At 54.4% G+C, this 24324-nt stretch carries 21 protein-coding genes; 10 read left to right on the forward strand and 11 right to left on the reverse strand.

Going from position 1 to position 24324, the window contains the following annotated elements; translation table 11 throughout:
* Positions 1-151 precede the first annotated feature (151 nt).
* The 3 genes from TMES_RS21295 to TMES_RS21305 form a co-directional block, all read right to left on the reverse strand.
* Positions 152-772: an NADPH-dependent F420 reductase gene (locus tag TMES_RS21295; protein ID WP_085586460.1), complete on the reverse strand. Its 621-nt coding sequence runs from the start codon at positions 770-772 to the stop codon at positions 152-154.
* A gap of 155 nt (positions 773-927) precedes the next feature.
* A complete protein-coding gene (locus TMES_RS21300) occupies positions 928-1869 on the reverse strand; it encodes an SDR family oxidoreductase (protein WP_085586393.1) in 942 nt (313 codons plus the stop codon).
* A 52-nt stretch (positions 1870-1921) separates the two neighbouring features.
* Positions 1922-2557: an NADPH-dependent F420 reductase gene (locus TMES_RS21305; protein WP_085586395.1), complete on the reverse strand. Its 636-nt coding sequence runs from the start codon at positions 2555-2557 to the stop codon at positions 1922-1924.
* Positions 2558-2709: 152 nt separating this feature from the next.
* On the opposite strand from TMES_RS21305, the gene TMES_RS21310 reads away from it, so the two are divergent.
* Entirely contained in the window at positions 2710-3288 is a 579-nt protein-coding gene (locus TMES_RS21310; protein WP_085586397.1) for a TetR/AcrR family transcriptional regulator, read from the forward strand.
* 146 nt (positions 3289-3434) lie between these two features.
* Here the strand turns inward: TMES_RS21310 and TMES_RS21315 are convergent, their stop codons facing one another.
* Entirely contained in the window at positions 3435-4214 is a 780-nt protein-coding gene (locus TMES_RS21315; RefSeq protein WP_085586399.1) for an IclR family transcriptional regulator, read from the reverse strand.
* Positions 4215-4380: 166 nt separating this feature from the next.
* Between TMES_RS21315 and TMES_RS21320 the strand changes: the two genes are divergently transcribed.
* Genes TMES_RS21320 through TMES_RS21350 form a run of 7 tightly spaced genes read left to right on the forward strand, consistent with a single transcriptional unit; the run spans position 4381 to position 12807 of the window.
* The gene (locus tag TMES_RS21320) at positions 4381-5901 is read left to right on the forward strand and encodes an ABC transporter substrate-binding protein (RefSeq protein WP_085586462.1); all 1521 of its coding nucleotides are present in this window, start codon (positions 4381-4383) and stop codon (positions 5899-5901) included.
* A 33-nt stretch (positions 5902-5934) separates the two neighbouring features.
* A complete protein-coding gene (locus tag TMES_RS21325; RefSeq protein WP_085586401.1) occupies positions 5935-6852 on the forward strand; it encodes an ABC transporter permease in 918 nt (305 codons plus the stop codon).
* Position 6853: 1 nt separating this feature from the next.
* Positions 6854-7753 carry an ABC transporter permease gene (locus TMES_RS21330; RefSeq protein ID WP_085586403.1) on the forward strand — a complete coding sequence of 300 codons (900 nt, stop codon included), beginning with the start codon at positions 6854-6856 and terminating at the stop codon, positions 7751-7753.
* Positions 7754-7769: 16 nt separating this feature from the next.
* A complete protein-coding gene (locus tag TMES_RS21335) occupies positions 7770-8798 on the forward strand; it encodes an ABC transporter ATP-binding protein (RefSeq protein WP_085586405.1) in 1029 nt (342 codons plus the stop codon).
* On the forward strand, positions 8795-9766 hold the full coding sequence (locus TMES_RS21340; RefSeq protein ID WP_085586407.1) for an ABC transporter ATP-binding protein: 972 nt from the start codon (positions 8795-8797) through the stop codon (positions 9764-9766). The genes TMES_RS21335 and TMES_RS21340 overlap by 4 nt, the downstream gene beginning before the upstream one ends.
* 51 nt (positions 9767-9817) lie before the next feature.
* Positions 9818-11389, forward strand: coding sequence for a gamma-glutamyltransferase (locus TMES_RS21345; RefSeq protein WP_085586409.1), 1572 nt, complete (start codon positions 9818-9820; stop codon positions 11387-11389).
* Between the two features lie 23 nt (positions 11390-11412).
* On the forward strand, positions 11413-12807 hold the full coding sequence (locus TMES_RS21350; RefSeq protein WP_085586411.1) for a M20 family metallopeptidase: 1395 nt from the start codon (positions 11413-11415) through the stop codon (positions 12805-12807).
* A gap of 142 nt (positions 12808-12949) precedes the next feature.
* Here the strand turns inward: TMES_RS21350 and TMES_RS21355 are convergent, their stop codons facing one another.
* The 7 genes from TMES_RS21355 to urtA all read right to left on the reverse strand — a co-directional run bounded on the left by TMES_RS21355 (position 12950) and on the right by urtA (position 19510).
* A complete protein-coding gene (locus TMES_RS21355; protein WP_085586413.1) occupies positions 12950-13285 on the reverse strand; it encodes an FmdB family zinc ribbon protein in 336 nt (111 codons plus the stop codon).
* Positions 13286-13332: 47 nt separating this feature from the next.
* Entirely contained in the window at positions 13333-14565 is a 1233-nt protein-coding gene (fmdA, locus tag TMES_RS21360) for a formamidase (RefSeq protein WP_085586415.1), read from the reverse strand.
* A gap of 44 nt (positions 14566-14609) precedes the next feature.
* Entirely contained in the window at positions 14610-15308 is a 699-nt protein-coding gene (urtE, locus tag TMES_RS21365; RefSeq protein ID WP_085586417.1) for an urea ABC transporter ATP-binding subunit UrtE, read from the reverse strand.
* Positions 15309-15319: 11 nt separating this feature from the next.
* Positions 15320-16072 (reverse strand): urea ABC transporter ATP-binding protein UrtD, encoded by a 753-nt coding sequence (gene urtD, locus TMES_RS21370; RefSeq protein ID WP_211275985.1) that lies wholly within the window; start codon positions 16070-16072, stop codon positions 15320-15322.
* Positions 16073-16084: 12 nt separating this feature from the next.
* Entirely contained in the window at positions 16085-17212 is a 1128-nt protein-coding gene (urtC, locus tag TMES_RS21375) for an urea ABC transporter permease subunit UrtC (RefSeq protein ID WP_085586421.1), read from the reverse strand.
* A 13-nt stretch (positions 17213-17225) separates the two neighbouring features.
* The gene (gene urtB / locus TMES_RS21380) at positions 17226-18152 is read right to left on the reverse strand and encodes an urea ABC transporter permease subunit UrtB (RefSeq protein ID WP_085586423.1); all 927 of its coding nucleotides are present in this window, start codon (positions 18150-18152) and stop codon (positions 17226-17228) included.
* 98 nt (positions 18153-18250) lie between these two features.
* Positions 18251-19510, reverse strand: coding sequence for an urea ABC transporter substrate-binding protein (urtA, locus tag TMES_RS21385; RefSeq protein WP_085586425.1), 1260 nt, complete (start codon positions 19508-19510; stop codon positions 18251-18253).
* Between the two features lie 399 nt (positions 19511-19909).
* Here urtA and TMES_RS21390 point away from each other — a divergent pair, with 399 nt between their 5' ends.
* Together TMES_RS21390 and TMES_RS21395 are read left to right on the forward strand one after the other, a co-directional pair.
* Positions 19910-23245 carry a hybrid sensor histidine kinase/response regulator gene (locus TMES_RS21390; protein WP_245835544.1) on the forward strand — a complete coding sequence of 1112 codons (3336 nt, stop codon included), beginning with the start codon at positions 19910-19912 and terminating at the stop codon, positions 23243-23245.
* Complete coding sequence (locus TMES_RS21395; protein WP_085586429.1) at positions 23238-24158, forward strand: response regulator transcription factor; 921 nt, start codon at positions 23238-23240, stop codon at positions 24156-24158. The genes TMES_RS21390 and TMES_RS21395 overlap by 8 nt, the downstream gene beginning before the upstream one ends.
* The last annotated feature ends 166 nt before the right edge of the window (positions 24159-24324 follow it).

Below are 24324 nucleotides of genomic sequence, written 5' to 3' on the forward strand. Positions count from 1 at the left end.
TGCACGCAGCGCTTACGCAGCAAAGAAATCCTTCACAATTTGAATGTTCCCTTCGATGCTCATCGAGTTCCTCCGTTTATGTTACATCGAAGCATGTCAGGCCTTGTTGCACACGCTGTGTACTTGCCGGTACAGACATGGTGTTGCTAATTCAGCCGATATCGACGTTCATGGCGATGTCGAAGGTGCCAGCACCGTTCCTGGCCAGCCCGATGAGCATCAGGCCGAGCGCCTCAAGCGTTTGAGCCATGGGCAGGCCGCCGACATCAAGCGGGCGCAGATCGAGGCTCTCGAGAAATGTCGAGACGCGTGCCTTGGCCTCTGCATCGTCGGCTGCGATGAATGCGTCAAGGCGTTCACCCTTGGCAAGAACGTGGCCGAAAATTGTGTTGAAAGCCTTTACAACATGTGCCCCGGCGGGGAGGGCTTTGGCGGTTTCCAGCGCGCTGGAACTGCCGTGGGGGGTGACGAGGCCCGAGAGGTCGGGGGCGACCGGGTTTACGATGTCGATGATCACCTTGCCATCAAGTGCGTCCCCGAAGTCGGCCACCACCGCCGCCACGCCGGAGTACGGCACAGCGATGATGACGATCTCGCCAGTCGGTACCGCGCCGTACGTTCCTGTGGTCGCTCCAGCTGAAAGCTTGTCGGCCAGTGCTTGCGCCTTGGCGGGATCGCGGCTAATGACCTCGACGGTGTGTCCAGCTTTCGCGATTCGCCCGCCGATTGCGGCAGCCATGCCGCCAGCGCCGATAATGCTGATAGTGCTCATGTTCAGTTTCCTCGTGTGTAGATTGCTGGTGGGCTCATCGAACGGGGCATCCCCGTTCTGTGTGTGTCGGGTTGCGTACGCCATTCCTGTCATGACGTACGCAACATTGCTGTCAGCCGGGGTCGTTGCAACGCGGCGTGCTGCCGCGGTTCAACTTAGCTGGCAGGAAAATAATGACCGTTGTCCAGATCGGCGAGCAGGCCCGGCTGAGCGGGTTCCCAGCCGAGGGTCTGGCGGGTGATGGCGCTGGACGCGGGGACGTCCAGCTTGACCAGATTAGCGAGGAACCCGAAAAAGCCCGGCAGCATCAGCTCGTCGGCCGGAATCGGCACGGCGGGCAGGTTGAGGCGGCGGGCGATTGCCTCGGCGATCTCGCGGAATGCAATAGCCTCGTCGGCAACTGCGTGCCAGTTTTTGCCGGCAGCGCCCTTCTCCAGTGCCAGACGGAACACAGCGGCAAGGTCGCGGGCGTGCACGGCCGACCAGTTGTTCTGGCCGTCACCGGGATAGCCTACGACGCCCTTCTCCTTCGCAAGTCCGATCAGTATCGGCAGGAAGCCGGCCTTGTCGGTCGTGCTGTGCATGATGGTCGGAATCCGCACGACCGAGGATCGCACGCCTTGCCGGGCGAGACCGAGTACAGTCGTTTCGACGATGTTCCGAACGCGCAAGGTGCCCTTGAACTTATCGCCGCCAGAGAGGGTGGGATCCTCTTCGGTGGCCGGACGACCGAGATGTTCCCAACCCGGCGAGCCGATGCTCCCGGACGTGACCAGCGGCTTTCCGGTGCCCTTTAATGCCTCGCCGTATGCGAGCATGATCGTCTGTTCCGCGGCAGCCACCGCGTCGAGGCCGCCGGTGGGAAGCAGGTCTTGCCTGTGCGCGACGTGGATGACACCGTCGGAATCCGCAGCCGCTGCTTTTAGCCCGTCGAGATCATCTAGGTCGCCGCGACGCACCTTGGCGCCAAGCGCAGACACCGCCGCTGCGGACTTGTCCGACCGGGCAAGTGCCGTGACCTCGTGACCCGCGGCAATGAGGTCGGAAATAATATAGGGACCGGAATGGCCGGTTCCGCCTGTGACGAATACGTGCATGATAGTGCTCCTGGTGGGTAATGTGATGTGAGAAGGCGTGGTGCGGGCGTATTTAGCCAAGGAGGCTGACGCCGATTGAGAAGTTGGTATGTTGGACGGAATGGGCGAGCAGCCCCAGCGACAACAGGCAGGCGTGCTCGAGCGGCAGCGCCATGGACAGCTTTCCGGCATCCATAGGGCGCAATCCGAGGTTCTTGATGAAATCCGAGACACGCGCCTTCGCCTGTGCATCGTCTCCGGCGAGGAACACATCCAACGGCTGGCCTTCGACTGCCCCCGCCGCCAGGACGTGGGAGAACTGGGTGTTGAACGCTTTGACGATATTCGCATCGGCCGGGGCGACCTTGGCGATTTCCTGCGCGCCGAAACTGTCCTTCGGGGTCACGAAGCCTGTGAAGTCGGAATTGACGGGGTTGGTGATATCGACGAGGAGCTTGCCAGCCAGCGCTTGGCCATACTGCTTCACCACGTCGAGAACGGCTGCGTAAGGAACCGCCAGGATGACGATGTCCCCGGTCGGGGCGGTGCCAAACGTCGCTGTCGTCGCACCAGCTCCGATTTTTTCGGTCAGTGCTCGCGCCTTCATGGCGTCGCGGCTTGTCACCTCGACCGTGTATCCGGCCTTGGCGGCAAGGCCGCCAATCGCTGCGGCCATGCCGCCAGCTCCGATGATGCTGATCGTACTCAAGTGCGGTCTCCTCGTGCCTTGGGTGGTGCTCGCACTTTCTAAATGATACAGTGCGCTGTATCTTGTGGATCAGTGATCCGAATTTTGATAAACATTATTTGGATCACTGATCCGTATATATGGACCAGTGATCCATTTGTTAAGAGGCACCAATGCGAGCCGACGCCAGAAAAAATTACACCCTCCTGCTTTCCGTCGCGCGTGACGTTGTCACAGAGCACGGTGCCAATGCGTCCATGCGCGATATTGCCCGCCGCGCGGGTGTCGGCTTGGCGACGCTTCTGCGCCATTTCCCGACGCGAGAAGCTTTGTTTGAAGCATTGCTGTGTACGGATCTGGACGCACTGACGCAGAAGGCCGACGAGTTGGAGACATCAAATTTACCGGGTGAAGCGCTTGTGTCGTGGTTTCGCGAGTGGGTGACATTCGCCCAAAGCTACCGGGGCGTTGTCGCCCTGATGGCGGCAGCCCACACGAACCCGGACTCCGCGCTTTATGCTTCTTGCGCAGCGGTGCACTCAACGAGCGCGCGATTGCTGCTTCGGGCTCAGGCCGAAGGTACGGCGCGTGCTGATATGAATGGGGATGACCTGTTCGCTTTGATGACAGCGCTGGGTTGGGCGGTCGATCAACCCTCGTTCGCGCCACGGGCAGATCATCTGGTTTATCTTATGACGAGCGCGATTCTGACAAACCCGCCGAACAACGATGCCAGGACGGCAGCACGTTGAATCAGGTCCGCATCGGATGGTCGATGGTCACACGTGACCACGCGGAAACCAGTTGAGCACCATGCAACCATAAACAGGTCTGCTTTGGTGCAGGTATTGCAAAAATTTGCTCTGGGTCCCAATGCTTGTTAGGGCGCTATGTCAGATTATCGTGGCGGCGAGATGGAGCGTGCTGTTTCGACGATATGAGGAACGATTTCTTGTTCGGCCTGTTCCATTGTCCAGCGAATGATTGGCAAGGAGCAATGGATAGCGGCCACCGGGGTTCCATCCAGAGTGCAGATCGGAGCGGCGATATTGATTTCGTCGGGCAGGACCTCGCGCAGGCTCATGCAATACCCTTTTTCGCGGGCCACCATGATGCTTTCAAGGATTTGTCCACGGTCCATCGTTGTCCACGGGGTATACCGTTTAAGCGGCCATTCATTTACGCAATTGTGGATCGTCGCATCGTCCTGGCGGCTAAGGATTACGCGGCCCGATGACGCTGTCAGGGCCGGTACACGCCGGCCAATGACCGAGGCGCCATAGCTTGTGCGGTAACCTGGAATGCGCACAACATACATAATTTCCTGTTCGATCGGCCGCGCCATGTTGATGGTTTGCTGAAGCTGGCGGCTAAGCTCGATCAGGCGGGGCATGGCAAGCTGCACCAGATTATCGGACCATAAATAGGCATAGGCCATATCGAGATATTTAAGCGATGGCCGGTAGCGGCGCGTTTCGGCGTTTTTATCAAGATAACCCAATTGGTGCAGCGTATTCACAAAACGCTGTGCTGCACTTTTATCCAACCCGGTTTCGCGGGCAATTTCGGTCAGTCCAAGCTCCAGCTTGTCTTCCGAAAAAACCTCGAGAATGCGTAATCCCTTTTCCAGAGATGAAACATAAAGTGTGTTTTGGCGCGGTTTTACGCGATCCGTCATTTTGAATTTTCCCCCGGACTTCCCGTTAAACTTGTTCAGGAAGCTTGACACATAAACGCAGGCTTCTTATCGTTGATTGATATACAGTAATATGTATTACAATATAATACAAAATGTTTCGGCGAACAACGCCGTCACCAAAAAACATATATGTCATGGAGGCATCATGAAGACGGTTCTTAAAGGGGCGAGCCTTTTCGCCCTGTCGATGCTGGCTGCCGCGAATTCTGCTTATGCCAGCAAAGCAGACGACACGCTTAACATCGCATTTACCAAGGAACTTGAAAACGTAGACGGTTACTTCAATTCATCCCGTGAAGGAGTGATTATGCAGCGTACCGTCTGGGACAGCCTTATGTATCGCGACCCTGCTACGGGTGAATATAAGGGCAATCTGGCGACCGACTGGAAATGGGTCGACGATGTTACCCTTGACCTTAATCTGCGCAAGGGTGTGAAGTTTCACAATGGCGCAGACTTTACCGCTGACGACGTGGTTTACACTGTTAACTGGGTTGCCGATCCATCGCATGGTGTGAAGACGCAGCGGAATGTTGACTGGATGAAAAGTGCCGAAAAGCTGGGCGATTACAAGGTGCGCCTTCATCTAAAGGCCCCGTTCCCGGCGGCATTTGAATATCTTTCCGGCCCGGTTCCGATTTATCCGCATGAATATTATGCCAAGGTCGGGCCAAGTGGCATGGGGCAGCATCCTGTTGGTACCGGTCCTTATAAAGTTGTCTCGGTCGAGCCGGGCAAGCATTTTGTGCTTGAAAAATTTGATGGTTATTTCAAGGACAGCCCCAAGGGGCAGGCCAAGATCGGCCATCTTGATATTCGCACCATCCCCGATATCAATACCGAAGCCGCCGAACTGTTTAGCGGCGGGCTTGACTGGATCTGGCAGGTTCCTGCCGATCAGGCCGAGAAGCTAAAGGAAATGGACCAGTTCACCGTTGCCAATGAAAGCACGATGCGGATTGGCTATATCGATATGGATGCCGCAGGCCGCACGGGCGAAAAAAACCCGATGACGGATGTGCGCGTACGCCGCGCCGTGGCGTATGCCATTGACCGTCAGGCCATTGTTGACGGGTTGCTTAAGGGGAAGTCCAAGGTTGTTAATGCGGCCTGCTTCCCGACCCAGTTCGGCTGCACCCAGGATGTCACCAAATACGAATACAATCCTGAAAAGGCCAAAAAGCTTTTGGCGGAAGCCGGATATCCCGACGGCTTTACCATCGATTTCTATGCCTATCGCGATCGTTCATATGCTGAAGCCCTTGCGAACTATTTGAATGCGGTTGGCATCAAGACCAATTTCAAACTTCTGCAATATTCTGCATTGCGTGAATTGCGTATGAAGCAGGGAACGCCGATGTCCTTTCAGACCTGGGGGTCGTACTCGATCAATGATGCCTCGGCGATTGTTAGCCAGTTCTTTAAACTTGGCTCGCTCGACACCGCGCGGGATGAGGAAATCAAGAAATGGCTGGATGTCGCCGATAGCTCGATTGATCCGGAAAAGCGTAAGGAATATTACGCCAAGGCCCTGAAAAAGATTGCCGATCAGGCTTATTGGGTGCCGTTGTTCTCGTATAATGCCAATTACGTTTTCACCAAGGATCTGGATTACACGCCGACAACCGACGCTATTCCGCGGTTCTTCCAGATGAGCTGGAAATAAACTTCCAGTAACCAGAAAACGGGGTAACGGACGGTGTTGATTTATACACTTAAAAGGCTGGGGTTGGCTGTATTGGTCGCCCTTGCCGTCTCGATGCTAAGTTTTGCTTTGCTGCATCTTTCGGGTGATCCGGCATCGGCAATTGCCGGTGAATCCGCAACCGATGCAGACATTGCGGCTATTCGTGCCTTTTACGGGTTCGACCGGCCATTGATCGTGCAATATGCTGACTGGCTTTTTAGTGCGCTTCGGGGTGATTTTGGCGAAAGTTATTACTTTCAACTGCCCGTTGCCCAACTGATTGGCGATAGGCTGTCGATCACGATGACGCTTGGCATTTGTGGCATTTCCTTTGCCATCCTGACGGCTGTGCCTTTAGGGGTTGCCGCCGCCGTCCGTCCCAACAGCATGATCGACCGAATGGCACTGTTCATCTCGGTTATGGGGCAGGCCATGCCCAGTTTCTGGTTTGGCCTGGTTCTGGTTGTTATCTTCAGTATCAAGTTCCGGCTGTTGCCGCCCTCGGGCACAGAAAGCTGGAAGAATTTCATCATGCCAACCGTGGTACTGGGCTATTACGCAATGCCCGCCATCATGCGCCTGACACGGGCCGGGATGCTGGACGTTTTAAGTGCGGACTATGTTCGGACCGCACGCGCCAAGGGTGCCAGCGAAATGCGGGTGATGTTTAAACATGCGCTTCGCAACGCGATCATCCCGGTCGTCAGCCTGTCAGCGGTGCAGATGGGGTTTATGCTGGGCGGGTCGATTGTGGTTGAATCGATCTTTGCCTTGCACGGCGCCGGGTATCTGGCGTGGGAATCAATCGGACGCAACGATTTACCGACAGTGCAGGCCCTTATCCTGATTTTCGCACTATTCTATATCGTTTTTACCTTCCTTTCCGATTTGCTAAATGCGTGGCTTGACCCGCGTATGAGGGTGGGCTGACATGGCAAAAACAATTGAAACTGTCGAAGCGGCCCTAAGCGGGCCGACGCCCGGGCAAGTTTTGCGCAGCCGCGTCTTTGGTCATCGCGGGCTGATGTTCGGCGGTGTGGTTCTGGCGGCAATTTGTATTATTGCCGTGCTGGCACCCGTCCTGGCCCCGCATGATCCATACGCCCAAAACTTGCTGGCGCGCATGCAGCCCCCTGTCTGGTTTGACAAGGGGACATGGGACCACCCGCTGGGCACCGACCACCTTGGGCGCGATTATATGTCGCGTCTGATTTATGGTGCCCGCATCTCGCTTTTGATTGGCGGGGTCGCAGCCCTGATTTCCGGGTTGATTGGCACGCTGATGGGGGTGGCCGCAGGTTATTTTGGCGGCAAGGTTGATACCGTCGTCACCTTTATCATCAATGTGCGGCTTGCCATGCCGGTGGTTCTGGTTGCCTTGGCAGTGGTCGCCGTTTTTGGCGGCTCGCTTCAGGTCGTTATTCTGGTGCTGGGGTTTCTTTTATGGGACCGGTTTGCTGTCGTGATGCGCTCGTCAACCCAGCAATTGCGTTCGATGGAATATGTCAACGCGGCGCGAGCGATCGGGTGTTCAACTCCGCGCATCATCTTTAGCGAAATCATGCCTAACATCGTTAACAACCTGATCGTGGTTGTGACGCTGGAAATGGCGCATGCCATTTTGCTTGAAGCGGCCCTGTCGTTTCTTGGCCTTGGTGTGCAGCCGCCAACCCCGTCATGGGGTTTGATGGTGGCAGAAGGCAAACAGATGCTGTTGTTCGAACCATGGCTGATTACCATTCCGGGGATTGCGTTGTTTGTACTTGTGCTGGTGATCAATTTGCTGGGCGATGGCCTGCGCGATGTGTCCGCCCCGGAAAACCGAAATTAAGGAAAGGAGAGAACCCATGGATAACATTCTCTCTGTACGCGATCTCAGGGTTGATATTCCGCTGGCCGGCGGAACACTTCACGCCGTGCGCGGCCTCAACTTTGATCTCGCACGCGGCGAAACCCTGTGTATCGTCGGGGAATCTGGTAGTGGCAAGTCGCTGACATCGCTGGCGATTATGGGGCTTTTGCCCAAAATGGCCCAACGACATTCAAAAAAACTTGAATTCGCTGGTATCGATCTGTCTGTTGCAAAAAACAGACAGATGCGCAGCCTGCGGGGTGACCGGATTTCAATGATCTTTCAGGAACCGATGACCTCGCTTAACCCGGCCTACACGATTGGCGACCAGTTGACCGAGGCCTTGTTGCTTCATCGCAAGGTCGGGCGCAAGGCGGCAACTGCCCGTGCCATTGAACTGCTGGAAAAAGTTGGCATTACGGCGGCGGCCAGTCGGTTGGGGCAATATCCCCATCAATTATCGGGCGGGCTGCGCCAGCGCGTGATGATCGCGATGGCCTTGATGGCGGAACCTGATTTGATCATTGCTGACGAGCCGACAACGGCCCTTGATGTGACGATCCAGGCCCAAATTTTGCGGTTGCTGGTTGATTTGCAGCGCGAAATGAACATGGCGATGATTTTGATCACCCATGATCTTGGCGTGGTTGCACGTGTCGCCGACAAGGTGGCGATCATGTATGCAGGCGAGGTGGTTGAATCTGGCCGTTCAAAGGATGTTTTCACCGCCCCGCAGCATCCCTATACCCGAGGTTTGTTACGCTGTATTCCCGTGCCGGGCAAAACCAAACCCGGCGAACATTTGGGATCAATCCCGGGCATTGTTCCCTCGTTGATTGGTAAAACACAGGGATGTGCCTTTCGCGGGCGGTGCGATGTTGCTGTTGATGCCTGCGCGCATGACATTCCCGAACGTGCCGGTGCCGAGGGCCACCTTTACCGGTGTGTGCATGATAACAGCCAAATGCCACCGAAGGCATCTGGTGGCTTCAACACCGCCAGCCAAAGCGAGGGCCGCCCATGACCTCCTCTTATGAAACACCTGTTCTTGAACTGAAAAATGTTTCAAAAACCTTCTCGATCAAGCAGGGCATGTTTGGCAAACGCAAGCCGCTTAAGGCGGTCGATGAAGTTGACTTGCGCCTCAACAAGGGCGAGGTGCTTGGCCTTGTTGGGGAATCTGGCTGCGGCAAAAGTACGCTCGCGCGTATTCTTCTTGGTCTGGAAAAACCGACGGCGGGTCAGGTTCTGGTCGATGGCGAAGATATCGGGACGCAGGACCGATCTTATCTGGCACGGCGGATCCAGCCGATTTTTCAGGACCCCTATTCCTCGCTGAACCCGCGTAAAAGCATTGCCGATATCATTTCCCTGCCGCTCCGCGTTCACAAGATTGGCGATGCCCGCGAATGGGACAAGAAAACCACCGATATCCTTGACTTCGTTGGTCTGCCCAAACGGGTTTTGCGCAGTTTTCCCAATCAGCTTTCGGGGGGGCAGCGTCAACGCGTGGCCATTGCACGTGCCCTGATCATGAAGCCGGAAATTGTTATTTGCGACGAACCAACCTCTGCACTTGATGTGTCGGTGCAATCGCAAATCCTTAACCTTCTGGTTGATCTGCGCAACGAACTTGGCCTGACTTATTTGTTCATCAGTCATAACCTTGCGGTGATTGAACATCTGGCAACCCGGGTTGCGGTGATGTATCTGGGCCGTGTGGTCGAGGAATCGGCTGCCGCACCTTTATTTGCCGAACCGCGCCATCCCTATAGTGCGGCCTTGCTGGAATCGGTGCTGACACCCGACCCGTTTTTGGGGGTTCCTGAAACCCATCTGGGCGCGGTTTATCCTAATCCAATTGACCCGCCCAGCGGCTGCCATTTTCACCCGCGCTGCGCAAAGGCGATGGACATTTGTTCGACAACGGCACCCCCCTGTTTGCGCGAAGAACATCGCCGCGTCGAATGCCACCTTTATGCCGATGCCTAGAACACGGCACTACCGTGTCCTCCTGATCCGGCGCAACGAGAAGCATAGATAATGGACAGTTTTTCCAATTCCCAGATTATTCGAAAACCCGCGACCAAAAGTGCCAATGGCGGGATCGTTGCGGCCCAGCACAAACGCGGTGCCGCTGCCGGTGCCGCGATCCTTGCCGAGGGCGGGGACGCGGTTGATGCGGCTGTTGCCACATCCTTTGCCATGGGGGTTCTTGAACCCTGGATGAGCGGCCCGGCAGGTGGCGGCACCATGATGATTTACCGCGCCGATGAAGACCGCGCCTACACGGTCTATTTCGGGATGCGCGCGCCAGCAAACCTTAACCCCGATGATTATCCGCTGTCAGGGCAGGGACGGGCGGGGGACTTGTTCCCGTGGCCGCATGTTGTTGATGACCGCAATCAGATCGGCGCGACCTCGATCGCGGTGCCAGGCACTGTCGCCGGGATGGAGGCGGCACACGATAAATTTGGCAACCTTCCCTGGCGCGATCTGGTAACCCCGGCGGTGAAATTTGCCGATGAAGGCTTGCATGTCGACTGGTATGCCGCCCTGATTATCGCCTCGAGCACACGCGATCTGGCAAAAAACCCGGCCGCAGCAGCCACCTATCTTGAAAACGGCCAATGGCCGACAATTGCGGGTTGGACGGCCCTTTCGGACAAGCGCATTGATATGTCGGCGATGGCGGGCACCTTGCGGCGGCTGGCGGAAAGCGGACCCCGCGCGTTTTACGAAGGCGACCTTGCCGATCAGATTGCTTCTGAGGTTCAGGATGCCGGTGGCTGCCTGACTGCGCAGGATTTGCGCGATTACCGTGCTGAAATTCAGGCACCGCTTGAAATTGACTATCGCGGGGGCAAGGTGTTTGCGCCTGCGCAGTTAACTGCGGGTGAAAACCTGGCCGAATGCCTTGATATTTTGGGCCAACAAACATTTTCGGGCGATAAGCCGGGTGCGCAGGCCTATATCGCCTATGTCGATGCTTTACGTAAAACCTATCATCGGCGCCTGCGTGAAATGGGCGATATCAACGATGACCGTGCACCAACCTGCACCACGCATTTCAGTGTAGTGGACCGGCATGGAAACATGGTGGCGGTTACCCAAACCTTGCTGTCTATCTTTGGCTCCAAGGTTGTGCTGCCGGGCAGCGGGCTTTTGATGAATAACGGCATCCTATGGTTTGACCCGGAAAAAAATAAACCCAACTCGCTGGCCCCGGCAAAACGGTGCCTGATGAATGTGTGCCCGGCACTGGGCGAGGTTAATGGCCGCCGTTTTGCCATTGGGGCATCGGGCGGGCGCAAGATTTTACCGGCGATATTGCAACTGACATCGTTCATGACCGATTTCGGCATGAGCCTGGAAGACGCGATCCATCAGCAACGTGTTGACAGCAGTGGCGGCGATACCGTCATTGCCGATCAAAGCCTGCCAGACGAAATCCTTGCCGGATTGCAACAGAAGTACCCGACCATAACAACGCGACGCACAATGTTCCCCTATGCCTTTGCCTGCCCTGCCGGGGTGGAGCGGGCCGGGAACGTTAATTACGGCGCGACCGAAATCATGTCGCCGTGGGGCGATGCGGTGGCGGAAAAAGCATAAAGTTAAAAAAGGAAATAGTGACCATGACCACCCGCGAACAGGTAATCGACCGTATCTCTCGTTATTTTGATGATGGCGACTTCCTTCGGGAACTGACCGCCCTTGTCGAAATTCCCAGTGAAAGCCAGAACCCGGCGCGTGCGAACGAATTGCAGCGCTATCTTGATGAACAGATGATCCCGATGCTCCGCGCGATGGAATTTGCCACCCGTGTCATCGAAAACCCTAAAACCGGTTTTGGCCCGTTTTTGTTGGCTGAGCGCCACGAAGGCGATGATTTACCAACTATTCTGACCTATGGTCATGGCGATGTGATTTTGGGACAGGAAGGTGAATGGCGTGAAGGCCTGGCGCCCTTTAAAATCACGGTGGAAGACGACCGTATTTATGGCCGTGGAACCGCCGATAACAAGGGGCAACATTGCATCAACCTTGCGGCCTTGCGCGCCGTTATTCAGGAACGGGGCAAGCTGGGTTTTAACTGCAAAGTGATCATTGAAAGCGGTGAAGAAACCGGGTCACCAGGGCTGGCCGAACTGTTTGAACAAAACAAGGCACTGTTTGCTGCCGATGTTTTAATTGCATCGGACGGCCCTCGCCTGAGTGCCGATCGTCCGACCATGTTTATGGGGTCGCGCGGGGCGATTAATTTTGCCCTGTCGCTGAAATATCGCGACGGTGGCCATCATTCGGGCAATTGGGGTGGTTTGTTAAAAGATCCCGGCATGGTTTTATCGCACGCGCTGGCGACAATTACTGACGTGCGCGGGCAAATTCAAATCCCCGAATGGCGCCCCGACAGCCTGAGCGCCCCGGTGCGCAAGGCACTGGAAGATTGCGCCATTACCGAAAATGCCACCGGCCCAAAAATTGACCCCGACTGGGGTGAAGAAAGCCTCAGCCTTGCTGAAAAGGTTTTTGGCTGGAACAGCTTTGCCATTCTGGCGATGAAAAGCGGTAATCCTGAAAAGCCGGTTAATGCCATTGCCCCGTGGTCGATTGCGCATTGCCAGTTGCGCTATGTTGTTGGCACAGACCCCGATGATATTCTTCCCGCCCTGCGCCGTCATCTTGACAGCCGCGGCTTTACCGATATCGAAATCATTCCAGCCGAGAAGGGGTTCTTTAAGGCCACCCGTCTTGACCCGGATCATCCGTGGGTATCCTGGACACGGGAATCGATCGTGCGCACGACGGGCAAATCACCGGCCATTCTCCCCAATCTTGGCGGATCGCTGCCTAATGAAACATTTGCCTATATCCTTGGCATGCCAACGGTGTGGATACCGCATTCCTATGCAGCCTGTTCGCAGCACGCCCCCAATGAACATATTCTAAAGGGGTTAAGCCGGGAGGCCTTGCAAATTATGGCGGGCGTATTCTGGGACATTGGCGAAAGTGCGAGCGTGCCAAAATAGGCGCTATTGGCACCAAAACTGCACCGTTTTAAGGGGCATTTTTCGCGCAGCCCGGATGGTGCAAATTAACCGTCACGAAAAGAAACTCCGGAAGGGATGCCACGATGCACCCTTCCGGACTTTGCGATAGTTGCTGCAAACGTTAGTGGCTGATCATCCAGGGGCGGGCAGAAGGGAAAACCTTGCTGCCATCAGGTCGATAGATGGCCCTGGATTTTTTATTGCCGCCGCTACAACATGAACATCCCGGGCCGTGACCATGCTTTTGGGTGCTTTTGGGTTCATGGGATGCACGTTCATTGGTGGAGGATGCAAACCGTTTTCCGGCATCCATCATGGCATAGTTGGGCACAGTCAGGATGGCGCGTGCCGCCATTTGCCCGCAATCGGGGCAGGTGCACGGTGCAGCAGATTGCGCCATCGGCCGTACTTCTGTAAACGGCCCACAGGATGTGCATTCATAATCGTAATAAGGCATGGCATATTTCCTTGAACAAGGTTCAATAATGGATGTGGCCAATGGCCTTACAGGTCAGGGGCCAGTGGCACATCGATTTTGCCATCAAGGTATTTGGTCGGCCCGTCTGCGCCGGGCATGATGTCGAATTCGAAAATGTCGGTTGGCAGCCACAGCGTTGCACAGGCATTGGGAATATCGACCACACCTGAAATATGTCCTTGCACCGGGGCGGTACCGAGAATGGCGTAAGCCTGTGCGCCGGTATATCCGAATTTTTTGAGATATTCGATCGCATTCAGGCAGGCCTGACGATAGGCAATATGCACATCAAGATAATGCTGCGTGCCTTGTTCATCGACGGAAATGCCCTCGAAAATCAAATAGTCGTCATATTTTGGAACAATCGGCGAGGGTTTGAAAATCGGGTTTTTAACCCCGTATTTTTGCATCCCGTCTTTAAGCAATGACACCTTGATATGTAGCCAGCCTGCCATTTCAATGGCACCGCAAAAGGTGATTTCGCCATCGCCCTGGCTAAAGTGAAGATCACCCATCGAAAGACCCGCGCCATCGATATAAACGGGGAAATAAACTTTCGCCCCGCGCGACAGGTCCTTGATGTCGCAGTTACCCCCATGTTCGCGCGGCGGTACGGTACGGGCACCGTTCGCCGCGGCCTTGTCGCGGGCATCGCCTTTCAGGCTGCCCATATGGGCGGATGGCCCGCCATCGGGCAGGGCTGCCAGTTCCGGGATGCGATCCGGGTCCGTACTGACCAGTGCCTTTTCGCGTGTGTTCCACATATCAAGCATCTTGTGGTCGGGCAGGCACCCGATCAGACCCGGATGGATCAATCCGGCATATTTAACGCCGGGAACATGGCGCGAACTGGTGAACATGCCGTGAAAATCCCAGATCGATTTCTGGGCTTCGGGGAAATGTTCAGTCAGGAAGCCGCCGCCATTTTGCTTGGAGAAAAAGCCGTTAAAACCCCACAGGCTGTTATCGAACGTGCCGATATCGAGAATTTCGACTTCAAGCAAATCGCCGGGCTGTGCACCTTTGACCCCGATGGGACCTGAGAGGAAGTGAACCTGTTTGAGGTCTACATCGCGGACATCGGCGGCGTCGTTGTCATTCTTGATCTGCCCGCCGGTCCAGTCATAGGTTTCGACGCGAAAATCGTCGCCTGGTTCAACCCAGCACGCCATCGGAATGTCGGGGTGCCAGCGGTTATGGATCTTTTCATTGGTGTAAGGGGATTCTGAAAGATCTACCTTGATAAGCGTATCAACCATAATAAAACTCCCTGATATGGAATGTGGTTTTGTAGCTGTCCCGGTTAAACCGACAGGAATGCCGAGACTTTCTTTTCATCGATACCCGCACGCGGGCTATCGTGAACAAATTCGCCCTTTTCGATCACCAGCACACGATCAGCCATGTCGAGCGTGAAGCTCAGAACCTGTTCCGAGACAACAATCGACAGGCCCATTTCGTCGCGGATGCGGCAAAGGGTTCGGGCGATTTCCTTGATGATGGAGGGCTGAATGCCTTCGGTGGGTTCATCAAGAAGCAGGACTTTGGGGTTGGAGGCCAGCGCCCGGGCAATGGCAAGCTGTTGTTGTTGCCCGCCCGACAGGTTGCCGCCACGCCGGTCTTTCATTTCCAAAAGAACCGGAAACAGTTCATAGATGAGGGGCGGGACAGTTGTTTGTCCGGTTACTGTTAAGCCGGTTTCGATGTTTTCACGCACACTTAAAGCCGGAAAAATCATACGGCCCTGCGGGACATAAGCCAGCCCTTTGGCCACGCGCTGATAACTTTCGAGGTTTTCCAGGCTTTCAGGCGGTGTCTCGCCGATTTTGATCGAGCCGCTGCGCGATGGAATGATACCGATCAGCGATTTCATCAGCGTGGTTTTACCCATGCCGTTGCGGCCCATGATGGCAACAATTTCGCCCGGTTTGACATCAAGGCACAAATTATTGATGACCTTGCTCTGACCATAGGCGACGTGAAGTTTATCTATCGATAACATAACAGTCCCTCCTAATGACCGAGATAGACTTCGATGACTTTCGGGTCGCTCTGGACCCGCTCCATCGAACCTTCGGAAAGAACCTTGCCCTGATGCAGAACCGTCACCCGGTGGGCGATGTCCTCGACGAATTTCATGTCGTGTTCGATGACGATGACGGAATGTTTTTTAATGATGGTGTTTAAAAGCTCGGCGGTTTTCAGGCGTTCGGAAACGCTCATTCCGGCAACAGGTTCATCAAGCATCAAAAGTTCCGGGCTTTGAATTAACAGCATGCCGATTTCAAGCCATTGCTTTTGGCCGTGGCTGAGAATTGCGGCATCGGTTTCAAGATGATCTTTAAGGAAAATCATCTCGGCAATTTCCTCGACCCGGTTAATCACCTCGGCATCGCGGCGAAAGGTCAGCGCGCCCAGCACGCTACGCCCGCGCGGAAAGGACAGCTCCAGGTTTTCAAATACCGTCAAATCTTCATAAATTGACGGGTTTTGAAATTTACGCCCGACACCGGCATGAACAATTTCATGCTCGCGCAGTTTGGTCAGTTCTTTTCCGCGAAACCGGATCGATCCTTCGGTGGCCCGTGTGCGACCACAAATCAAATCCAGTACCGTGGTTTTGCCCGCCCCGTTCGGGCCAATAATGACGCGGATCTCGTTTTCCTCGACATAAAGGGACAGGTCGTTAACCGCCTTGAAACCGTCAAACGAAACGCTTAGTCCCTCGATGCTCAAAAGGAATTCTTTGGGTTGTTCAACATCCATGATGATCTTCCTTTATTCCGCAGCCGGGCGGGGTTTGCGAACCTTGCCAATCCGCAGCAGCGACGTGCCCCGCACGATCAACGGTTCGATATGCTGGCGGTATAATCCGGCGACACCTTCGGGGAACACCATCACAACGGCGATAAACAGGCCGCCCATGGCAAACAGCCACAGTTCGGGAAAGGTTTCTGACAGCGAGGTTTTTGCCGCATTAACCAGCAAAGCCCCGTAAATCGCCCCAAAAATCGACAGGCGACCGCCAACCGCGCAGAAAATCACCATTTCGATTGACGGCACGATGCCAACAAAGGACGGCGACATGAAGCCGACCTGAAGGGTAAACATCGCCCCGCCAATGGCCGAAAGGGCGGCGGCCAGGCAAAAGATGAAAATCTTGAAATTGGCAACGTCATAGCCCGAAAACCGCACCCGGTCTTCCTTGTCGCGCATGGCGATTAACAAACGCCCGAACTTTGAAATTCGGATAAATTGCGCCACAATCAGGGACACCAGCAACAAGGCGACGCAGATAAAATAGAAAACGTATCTGGCATTGTCGCTGCGGATATCCCAGCCCAGAAGGGTCCGTAAATCGGTGATGCCATTAACCCCGCCGGTGTAACCCTGCTGCCCAATGATCAGAATGGTCAGGATGGCAGCGATGGCCTGCGTGATGATGGCAAAATAAACCCCGCCAACCCGGCGCTTGAACATAGCGACACTGATGATAAAGGCCAAAGCAACCGGAACGGCAATGGTGGCAAACAGGGTAAAGGTAAAGGAATGGAACGGCTCCCACCAGAAAGGCAGCGACGTTATCTGGTTCCAGTCCATGAAATCGGGAATACCCGGCGTGGACTGGATGGCAGTTGCCTCGGGGGTTGAGGCTTCAAGTTTTAAAAACATCGCCATGCAATACCCGCCCAGGCCAAAGAAAATTCCCTGACCCAGGCTAAGGATGCCGCCATATCCCCAGCACAGTACCAGACCCAGGGCGACAAAGCTGTAGGTCAGATATTTGCCAATCAGATTGAGGCGGAAATTATCGAATAGTGACGGGAAAACGATGACAAGGACGAAGGCCAGAATGGCAAAATAAATCCATTCACGCTTGCGAAACAGGAACAGTGCAGGAGACATGGTTTCATCCTCCTCAACGACGGATCTTAAGGGTGAACAGGCCCTGTGGACGCAGCATCAAAATCCCGACAACGGTGAGCAAGGTCAGAACCTTGGCCATTGATCCGCTCAGGAAAAATTCGATGGTTGATTGTGCCTGCGAGATCGAGAAGGCCGATGCAATGGTGCCGATCAGGCTGCCAGCCCCGCCGAAAACAACGATCAGGAAGGTATCAACGATATAAAGCTGCCCGGCGGTTGGCCCGGTGGAGCCAATCATGGTAAAGGCCGACCCGGCAATGCCGGCAATGCCGCAACCAAGGCCAAAGGTCATGCGGTCAACCATTTTGGTGTTGATGCCAACAGCCCCGGCCATGGTGCGGTTTTGTACAACCGCCCGCATGCGTTTGCCCCAGTTCGACCGGAACATGCCGAAATAGACACCCAGCGTGATCAGGGCTGTTAGCCCCATCACAAACAGGCCATTGATCGGAATTTCGATGATGTCGGTCAGGGCGATGGACCCCATCAGCCAGTCGGGCAGGGTAACGCCAACTTCACGCGCCCCGAAAATCGACCGATAGGCCTGCTGCAAGATCAGCGATAATCCCCAGGTTGCCAGAAGGGTATCGAGCGGGCGGCGATACAAAAACCGGATCAATCCCCATTCAACCAGCATTCCCAACAGGAACGACGCGGCAAAGGCCAGGATCATTGCGAAGAAAAAATAGATCGAAAACAGCGACGGCAAATATACGCTGAAGAATTGCGAACAGAGATAGGTCATGTAGGCGCCAAGGATCATAAATTCGCCGTGGGCCATATTGATGACGCCCATTTGGCCGAAAATGATCGCCAGCCCCAGCGCCATCAAAACGAAGACCGAGAAAAGTGTCAGCCCGGCAAAACCCTGCATGGCCAGAATGGATGTAAATTCGGTGTATGTGTAGTCGCCGATCATTGTCGCCTCACCACGATTGCCTGTTGGGATGAAAAATCATCCGAAAGGGGACGCCACCCCGGCCAAGAAACCGGGATGGCGTGGTGCAAACCAAAGACTTACTGGTAGCCTTCCGGGAACGGATTTGGCTCGATCAGGTCCTTGGTCTCGAAGACGACATCGAACTGGCCATCTTCACGGGCATGACCAATGCGGGTGCGCGACCACAGGTGATGGTTTTCGTGGATACGAACATAACCTTCAGGCGCGGTGGTCAGCTCGATGCCCGGCGATGCGGCTCGGACCTTGTCGATGTCAAAGCTGCCAGCTTTTTCAACAGCAGCTTTCCACAGCCACGGGCCCAGATAGGCGGCCTGTGTCACATCGCCAATTACGCTGTCTTCGCCCCACATTTTCTTGAATGCGGAAACAAAAGCCTTGTTGTTGTCGTTAGGCAGGCTTTCGAAATATTTCATCGAGGCATAAGCACCGGCGATGTTTTCGCCGCCAATGCCACGAACTTCATCCTCGGTTACCGAAATTGTCAGCAATAACGGTTTTTCTTTCGACATATCAATGCCGGCTGCCTTGAGCTGCTTGTAAAAAGCAACGTTGGAGCCGCCAACGACGATGGCGTAAATCACGTCAGGCTTTTTAAGTTTGATCTTGTTGATCACGGAATTGAACTGGGTGTTACCCAGCGGGTAATAATCCTCGCCGGAAACCTTCAGGCCCAGTTTTTCGATGTGTTTGCGGGCAATTTTGTTGGCGGTGCGCGGCCAGATATAATCGGACCCCAGCAAATAAAAGGATTTGGCACCTTTTTCACGCACAACCCAGTCAATCCCGGCGATGATTTGCTGGGTGGCTTCCTGGCCGGTGTAAATCACGTTTGGTGATTCTTCGAGGCCTTCATAGAAGGTCGGGTAATACAGCATGCCGTTATATTGTTCGAAAACCGGCAAAACGGCCTTGCGCGATGCCGATGTCCAGCAGCCAAAAACGGCAGCGGTTTTATTTTCGACCAACAGTTTTTTGGCTTTTTCGGCAAAGGTTGGCCAGTCCGACGCGCCGTCTTCCTGAATATATTCAATCTTGCGACCCAGCACACCGCCTGCGGCGTTGATCTGGTCGATGGCCAGTTTTTCGGCCTCGACCGAGCCGGTCTCGCTAATCGCCATGGTGCCGGTAATGGAATGCAGGATGCCAACCGTTACCGTGTCGTCGGTAACAGCCAAACCAGTGGTGTTGGCATCGGCGGTGGCAACTTCCTGTGCCCGAAGCGGTGCGGATGCAAAGGTAAGGGCGGGAAGAACCGCGATACCGGCCAGTAACGCCCTGCGTGTAATGGAAAATGGAGAGATCGTTTTCTGTCTCATTGCGAAGCCTCATTCTGACATTTGATTTTTAAGCAGTGCTGGCTTATCGGCGTGCCAACTGCGGCTTAGTTCGTCAGAATTTTTGCAACGCAACAATCGGGCATTTGACGTATATGCCATGGGGCATTTTACCCCTACCATGGTCTTGCATTGAAAAATGAAAGGGCAAGTCTGGCAGTAAAGCTGTTGATTTTCCTGTTTTTCGGTCATGATTGTTTGAATGAAAATAATGATAAAAAATCATTCATAAGGCGATTAATCAGGGACGCAAGTGGGGGTTATTGGCGATGCACCAAGGTGAAAACGCTAAAATTTCGCATTTGCAAAAAACAGGGCAGGTAAAAGGCTTTGGGAACAACAATCAGGATTCCACGGATCCGGCGGACCTATAACCGCTGGGTGGCAAACCAGACACTGGAAGATTATGCGTTACGATTTACCGCCTACAAGGTCAGGCGGTTTTCAAGCTGGCGCATTGCCAATACCGCGATCGGGGCGGTGTCTTTTTTGGCGCTTGAAGCCATTGGCGGGTCGATCACGCTTAATTACGGCTTTCAAAATGCGATCAGCGCCATTGTGGTTGCCGCGATCATTATTTTCCTGATGGGTGTGCCGATTTCTTATAACGCGGCGAAATTCGGTGTGGATATTGACCTGCTTAGTCGGGGTGCCGGTTTTGGTTATATCGGGTCCACCATTACATCGCTGATTTACGCCAGTTTCACCTTTATCTTTTTTGCCATCGAGGCCGCCATTGTGGCGACAGCCTTGCAGTTATGTGCCGGTATTCCGGTTTCGCTTGGCTATATTATCAGCGCTCTGGTCATTATTCCGCTGGTGACACATGGCGTAACCTTTATCAGCAAGTTTCAGGCATGGACCCAGCCGTTCTGGGTGATTTTGCAGATTGCCCCTTTTGTTTTTGTCGCACTTAACAGCCATGACAGCATTCGCCAGTGGACGGGCTATACCGGTTTGTTCGGGCCCATAGACGGGTCGTTTGCGATCGCGCCATTTGGTGCCGCGTCGGCAGTTCTGTTTTCGCTGGTCGCCCAAATTGGCGAACAGGTCGATTTTTTGCGATTTTTGCCGCGTAAAGACCACCAAAACAGGGTTGCATGGTGGACTGCATTGCTTAGCGCCGGGCCGGGCTGGATCGTGATCGGGGCGCTGAAAATTCTGGCGGGGTCGTTTCTGGCGTTTTTTGCCTTTCAAAGTGGCGTGACCTTTGCCGATGCATCCGACCCGACCCGGATGTATCTGAATGTTTTTCAAAAAATGGCGGCGTCGCCCGAACTCGCCCTGGGCCTTACCGGCATTTTTGTGGTGATCTGCCAGCTTAAAATCAACGTTACCAACAGTTATGCCGGGTCGATTGCATGGTCGAACTTTTTCTCCCGTCTCACACACAGTCATCCGGGCCGCGTTGTCTGGCTGGTTTTTAATGTGCTGATCGGGCTGTTGTTGATGGAGTTTGGTGTCTATCGGGCGTTTGAGCATATTTTGGGCCTGTATTCGATTGCCGCCGTGGCCTGGATGGCGTGCATCGTATCGAACCTTGTGATTAACAAGCCGCTTGGTTTGGCCCCGCGCCACATCGAATTTAAACGCGCCCATCTTTATGATGTGAACCCGGTGGGGTGTGGTGCGATGAGCATCGCCATTTTGCTGGCGTTGCTGGCCTATTCCGGTTTGTTTGGCGAGACAATCTCAAAGCTGTATTCCTATGTGGCGTTGATATCGGCCTTTGTGCTGGTGCCTGTGATCGCGGTTCTGACCAAAAGCCGGTATTATCTGGCGCGCAGCACAGCAACAGACTGGGCGACCGGCGAAACCGAGGCCTGCTGTATTTGCGAACATCGTTTTGACCGCGAAGACATGGCGTATTGCCCTGCTTATTGCGGGGCAATCTGTTCGTTATGTTGTTCGCTTGATTCACGCTGCCATGACATGTGCAAGCCCCATGGCCGGTTTTCCGGGCAGTTGCGAACCTTTGCGACAACCCATTTTTCGGCCGGTGTGGGCAAATGGGTCAACACACGCATTGCCCATTATCTGGGAATGTTGCTGACCGTGACCGGGGTGCTGGGCCTTGTTTTCTGGCTGATTTATTTCGAAACCCGGCTGGATGCCCGAAATTCAACCGACCTGATCGAACTGACATTGACCAAGCTGTTTGTCATTATTTTTGTAATATCGGGCATTGTGGTGTGGTTGTTTGTTCTGGCCCAGGAAAACCGCCGTTTTGCCGAAGAAGAAGCCCGCCGCCATACCGGGCTTTTGATGGATGAAATTGCCGCCCATAACGAAACCGACCGCCAGTTAAAACAGGCCAAGGAAGCCGCAGAATCGGCCAATCTGGCAAAAAGCCGGTATATGGTGGGGCTTAGCCATGAATTGCGCACACCATTAAGTGCCATTTTGGGATACGCTCAATTACTGGAACGCAAATCGGGCGGGCAGCCGCCCTATATTCATAACGCGGCACAAACGATCAAGCGTAGTGGCGAACATCTGGCCGATATGATCGAGGGTTTGCTCGATATTTCCAAAATCGAGGCCGGACGGCTGGAGATTTATCGCTATAAAACAGCGTTGCGCCCGTTTCTGGACCAGATCGTCGACATGTTCACCCTGATGGCGCAAAGCAAGGGCATTGCCTTTGAATTTCAGCCAATATCGGCGATCCCGTCTTATGTCTATACCGATGAAAAACGCTTGCGCCAGGTGCTGATCAATTTGCTGTCAAATGCGATTAAATTTACCCATCGTGGGATGGTCAGTTTTTCCGTCAGTTATAGCAATCAAATTGCTACATTTAAAATATGCGACACTGGCATTGGCATTGCGCAAGAAGATATTGAACGTATTTTTTTACCGTTTGAACGCGCCGAACAGCCTGTCGGCATGCAGCAAACACCCGGAACCGGGCTGGGGCTGACGATTACCAAGTTGCTGGTCGAAATTATGGGCGGCGATCTTGCCATTAAAAGCGAGGCCGGGAAGGGCACACGCTTTACCATCCGTTTAATGTTGTCTTCGACCGGCGAACCCGACCAGAAAATCCGTCCCTATCAGGCAATATCGGGCTATGCGGGGCCGCCGCGAACCATATTGGTTGCCGATGACGATGCCGATCAGCGTGCTTTACTGGAAGATACCCTGCTTCCGCTTGGTTTTAACGTGGTACTGACCATGGATGGGCACGCCTGTTTGTCGGCGATTGCGTTGAACCGGCCCGATTTGATTATCCTTGATATTGCTATGCCCGGTCTTTCGGGATGGGAGGTCGCCAAGCGGGTGCGACAGGGCATGGATTTCAAAGTCCCGATTTTGATGTTATCGGCCGATGCCGGTGGCGAGCGGACCAGGCAGGAATACAAGCAGCTTTACGATACCTATCTGGTTAAGCCCTTTGTGCTTGATGATTTGTTCGACCATCTTGCCAGCCTGATGTCGCTGTCATGGATTTACGAAGACAATGATGACGGGGCCGGGGATATTCCCGCCATTCGTTTTGAAAGTCATGAAATCCCACCGCCGGAAAAGCTGCGCCAGCTGACAACATTGGGCCAGATCGGTTTTATCCGCTCGATTGAGGTGACGTTAAAAGATATCGAATTATCACAGCCCGACACGGCAAGGTTTTGCCAGCACATGTTGAAACTGACCAAATCCTTCCGCCTGAAGGATTTCATTACCGCGATTGAGGAGGTCGGACGAGAAGATGCCTGACCTGAATGTAATGACCCATATTCTGGTGGTCGATGATTCACCTGAAACGTTAACAATGTTAACCGACGCCCTGAGCATGGAAGGGATGAATGTCGAGGTCGCCACCAGCGGCCGCCAGGCATTTGGTTTGGTTGAAAACAACATCCCGGACCTTGTCCTGATGGATGCGATGATGCCAGGCATTGACGGCTTTGAAACCTGCCGGGTTTTGAAATCGGAAAAGGGGTGCGAAGATGTTCCGGTTGTTTTCATGACCGGGTTTCAGGAAAGTGAACATGTTGTGCGGGCACTGGCGTCTGGCGGGGTCGATTTTGTTGCCAAGCCCGTTATTTTGGATCAGCTGTTTGCGCGTATACGGGTGCATCTGGCCAATGCACGTAGGGCACGCTCGGCCCGCAAGGCGCTTGATTCAACCGGGCGGCGAATTGTTGCCTGCGATCCGGCAGGGGTCATTCTTTGGGTTACGCCGCAGGCGGGGGAATTGATGCGTCGTGCCGGGTTGCGCTGCGACGAAACCGCCCGCTTGCCCTGGGAAATTACAGACGCACTTTTAAGCGCGGATGGCCCGGACACGGCAGAAAGCCGAGGTGTTATTCGTTTTTCGCGTGGGGGTGTCGATATCGATTTTCGCCTGCTTGACGACGCGGAGAACGGGGAAAGGTTGATCCGCCTTGTCGATGCCAGCAGGGGATCGGACGAGGAACAGCTCGCACAGGCCTTTGGCCTGACGTTGCGCGAAGCCGAAGTTCTGTTGTGGATTACACATGGCAAATCCAACAAGGAAATCGCCGAAATTCTTCAAATGTCACCCAGAACGGTGAACAAGCATCTTGAACAGATATTTGTGAAACTTGCCGTGGAGAACAGAACCGCCGCAGCGACCATGTCGGTGCGTATCCTGTGGCGAGATTAACAGCCCTATCCGCTCGCGCCGTGCCAATCAGCATCCAGACGGCAGACAGGGCCTCCATACACAAGCCATAGAAACGCTGTGCCTTTGTGATGTGTGGGTGGGAGGGGTTAATTCACGGGTAAGGTCAGAACGCCCGGTTTTCGCGTGCTGCAAACGACTGTCAACA

The sequence above is a fragment of the Thalassospira mesophila genome (assembly GCF_002115755.1).
GTDB classification, from domain to species: domain Bacteria; phylum Pseudomonadota; class Alphaproteobacteria; order Rhodospirillales; family Thalassospiraceae; genus Thalassospira; species Thalassospira mesophila.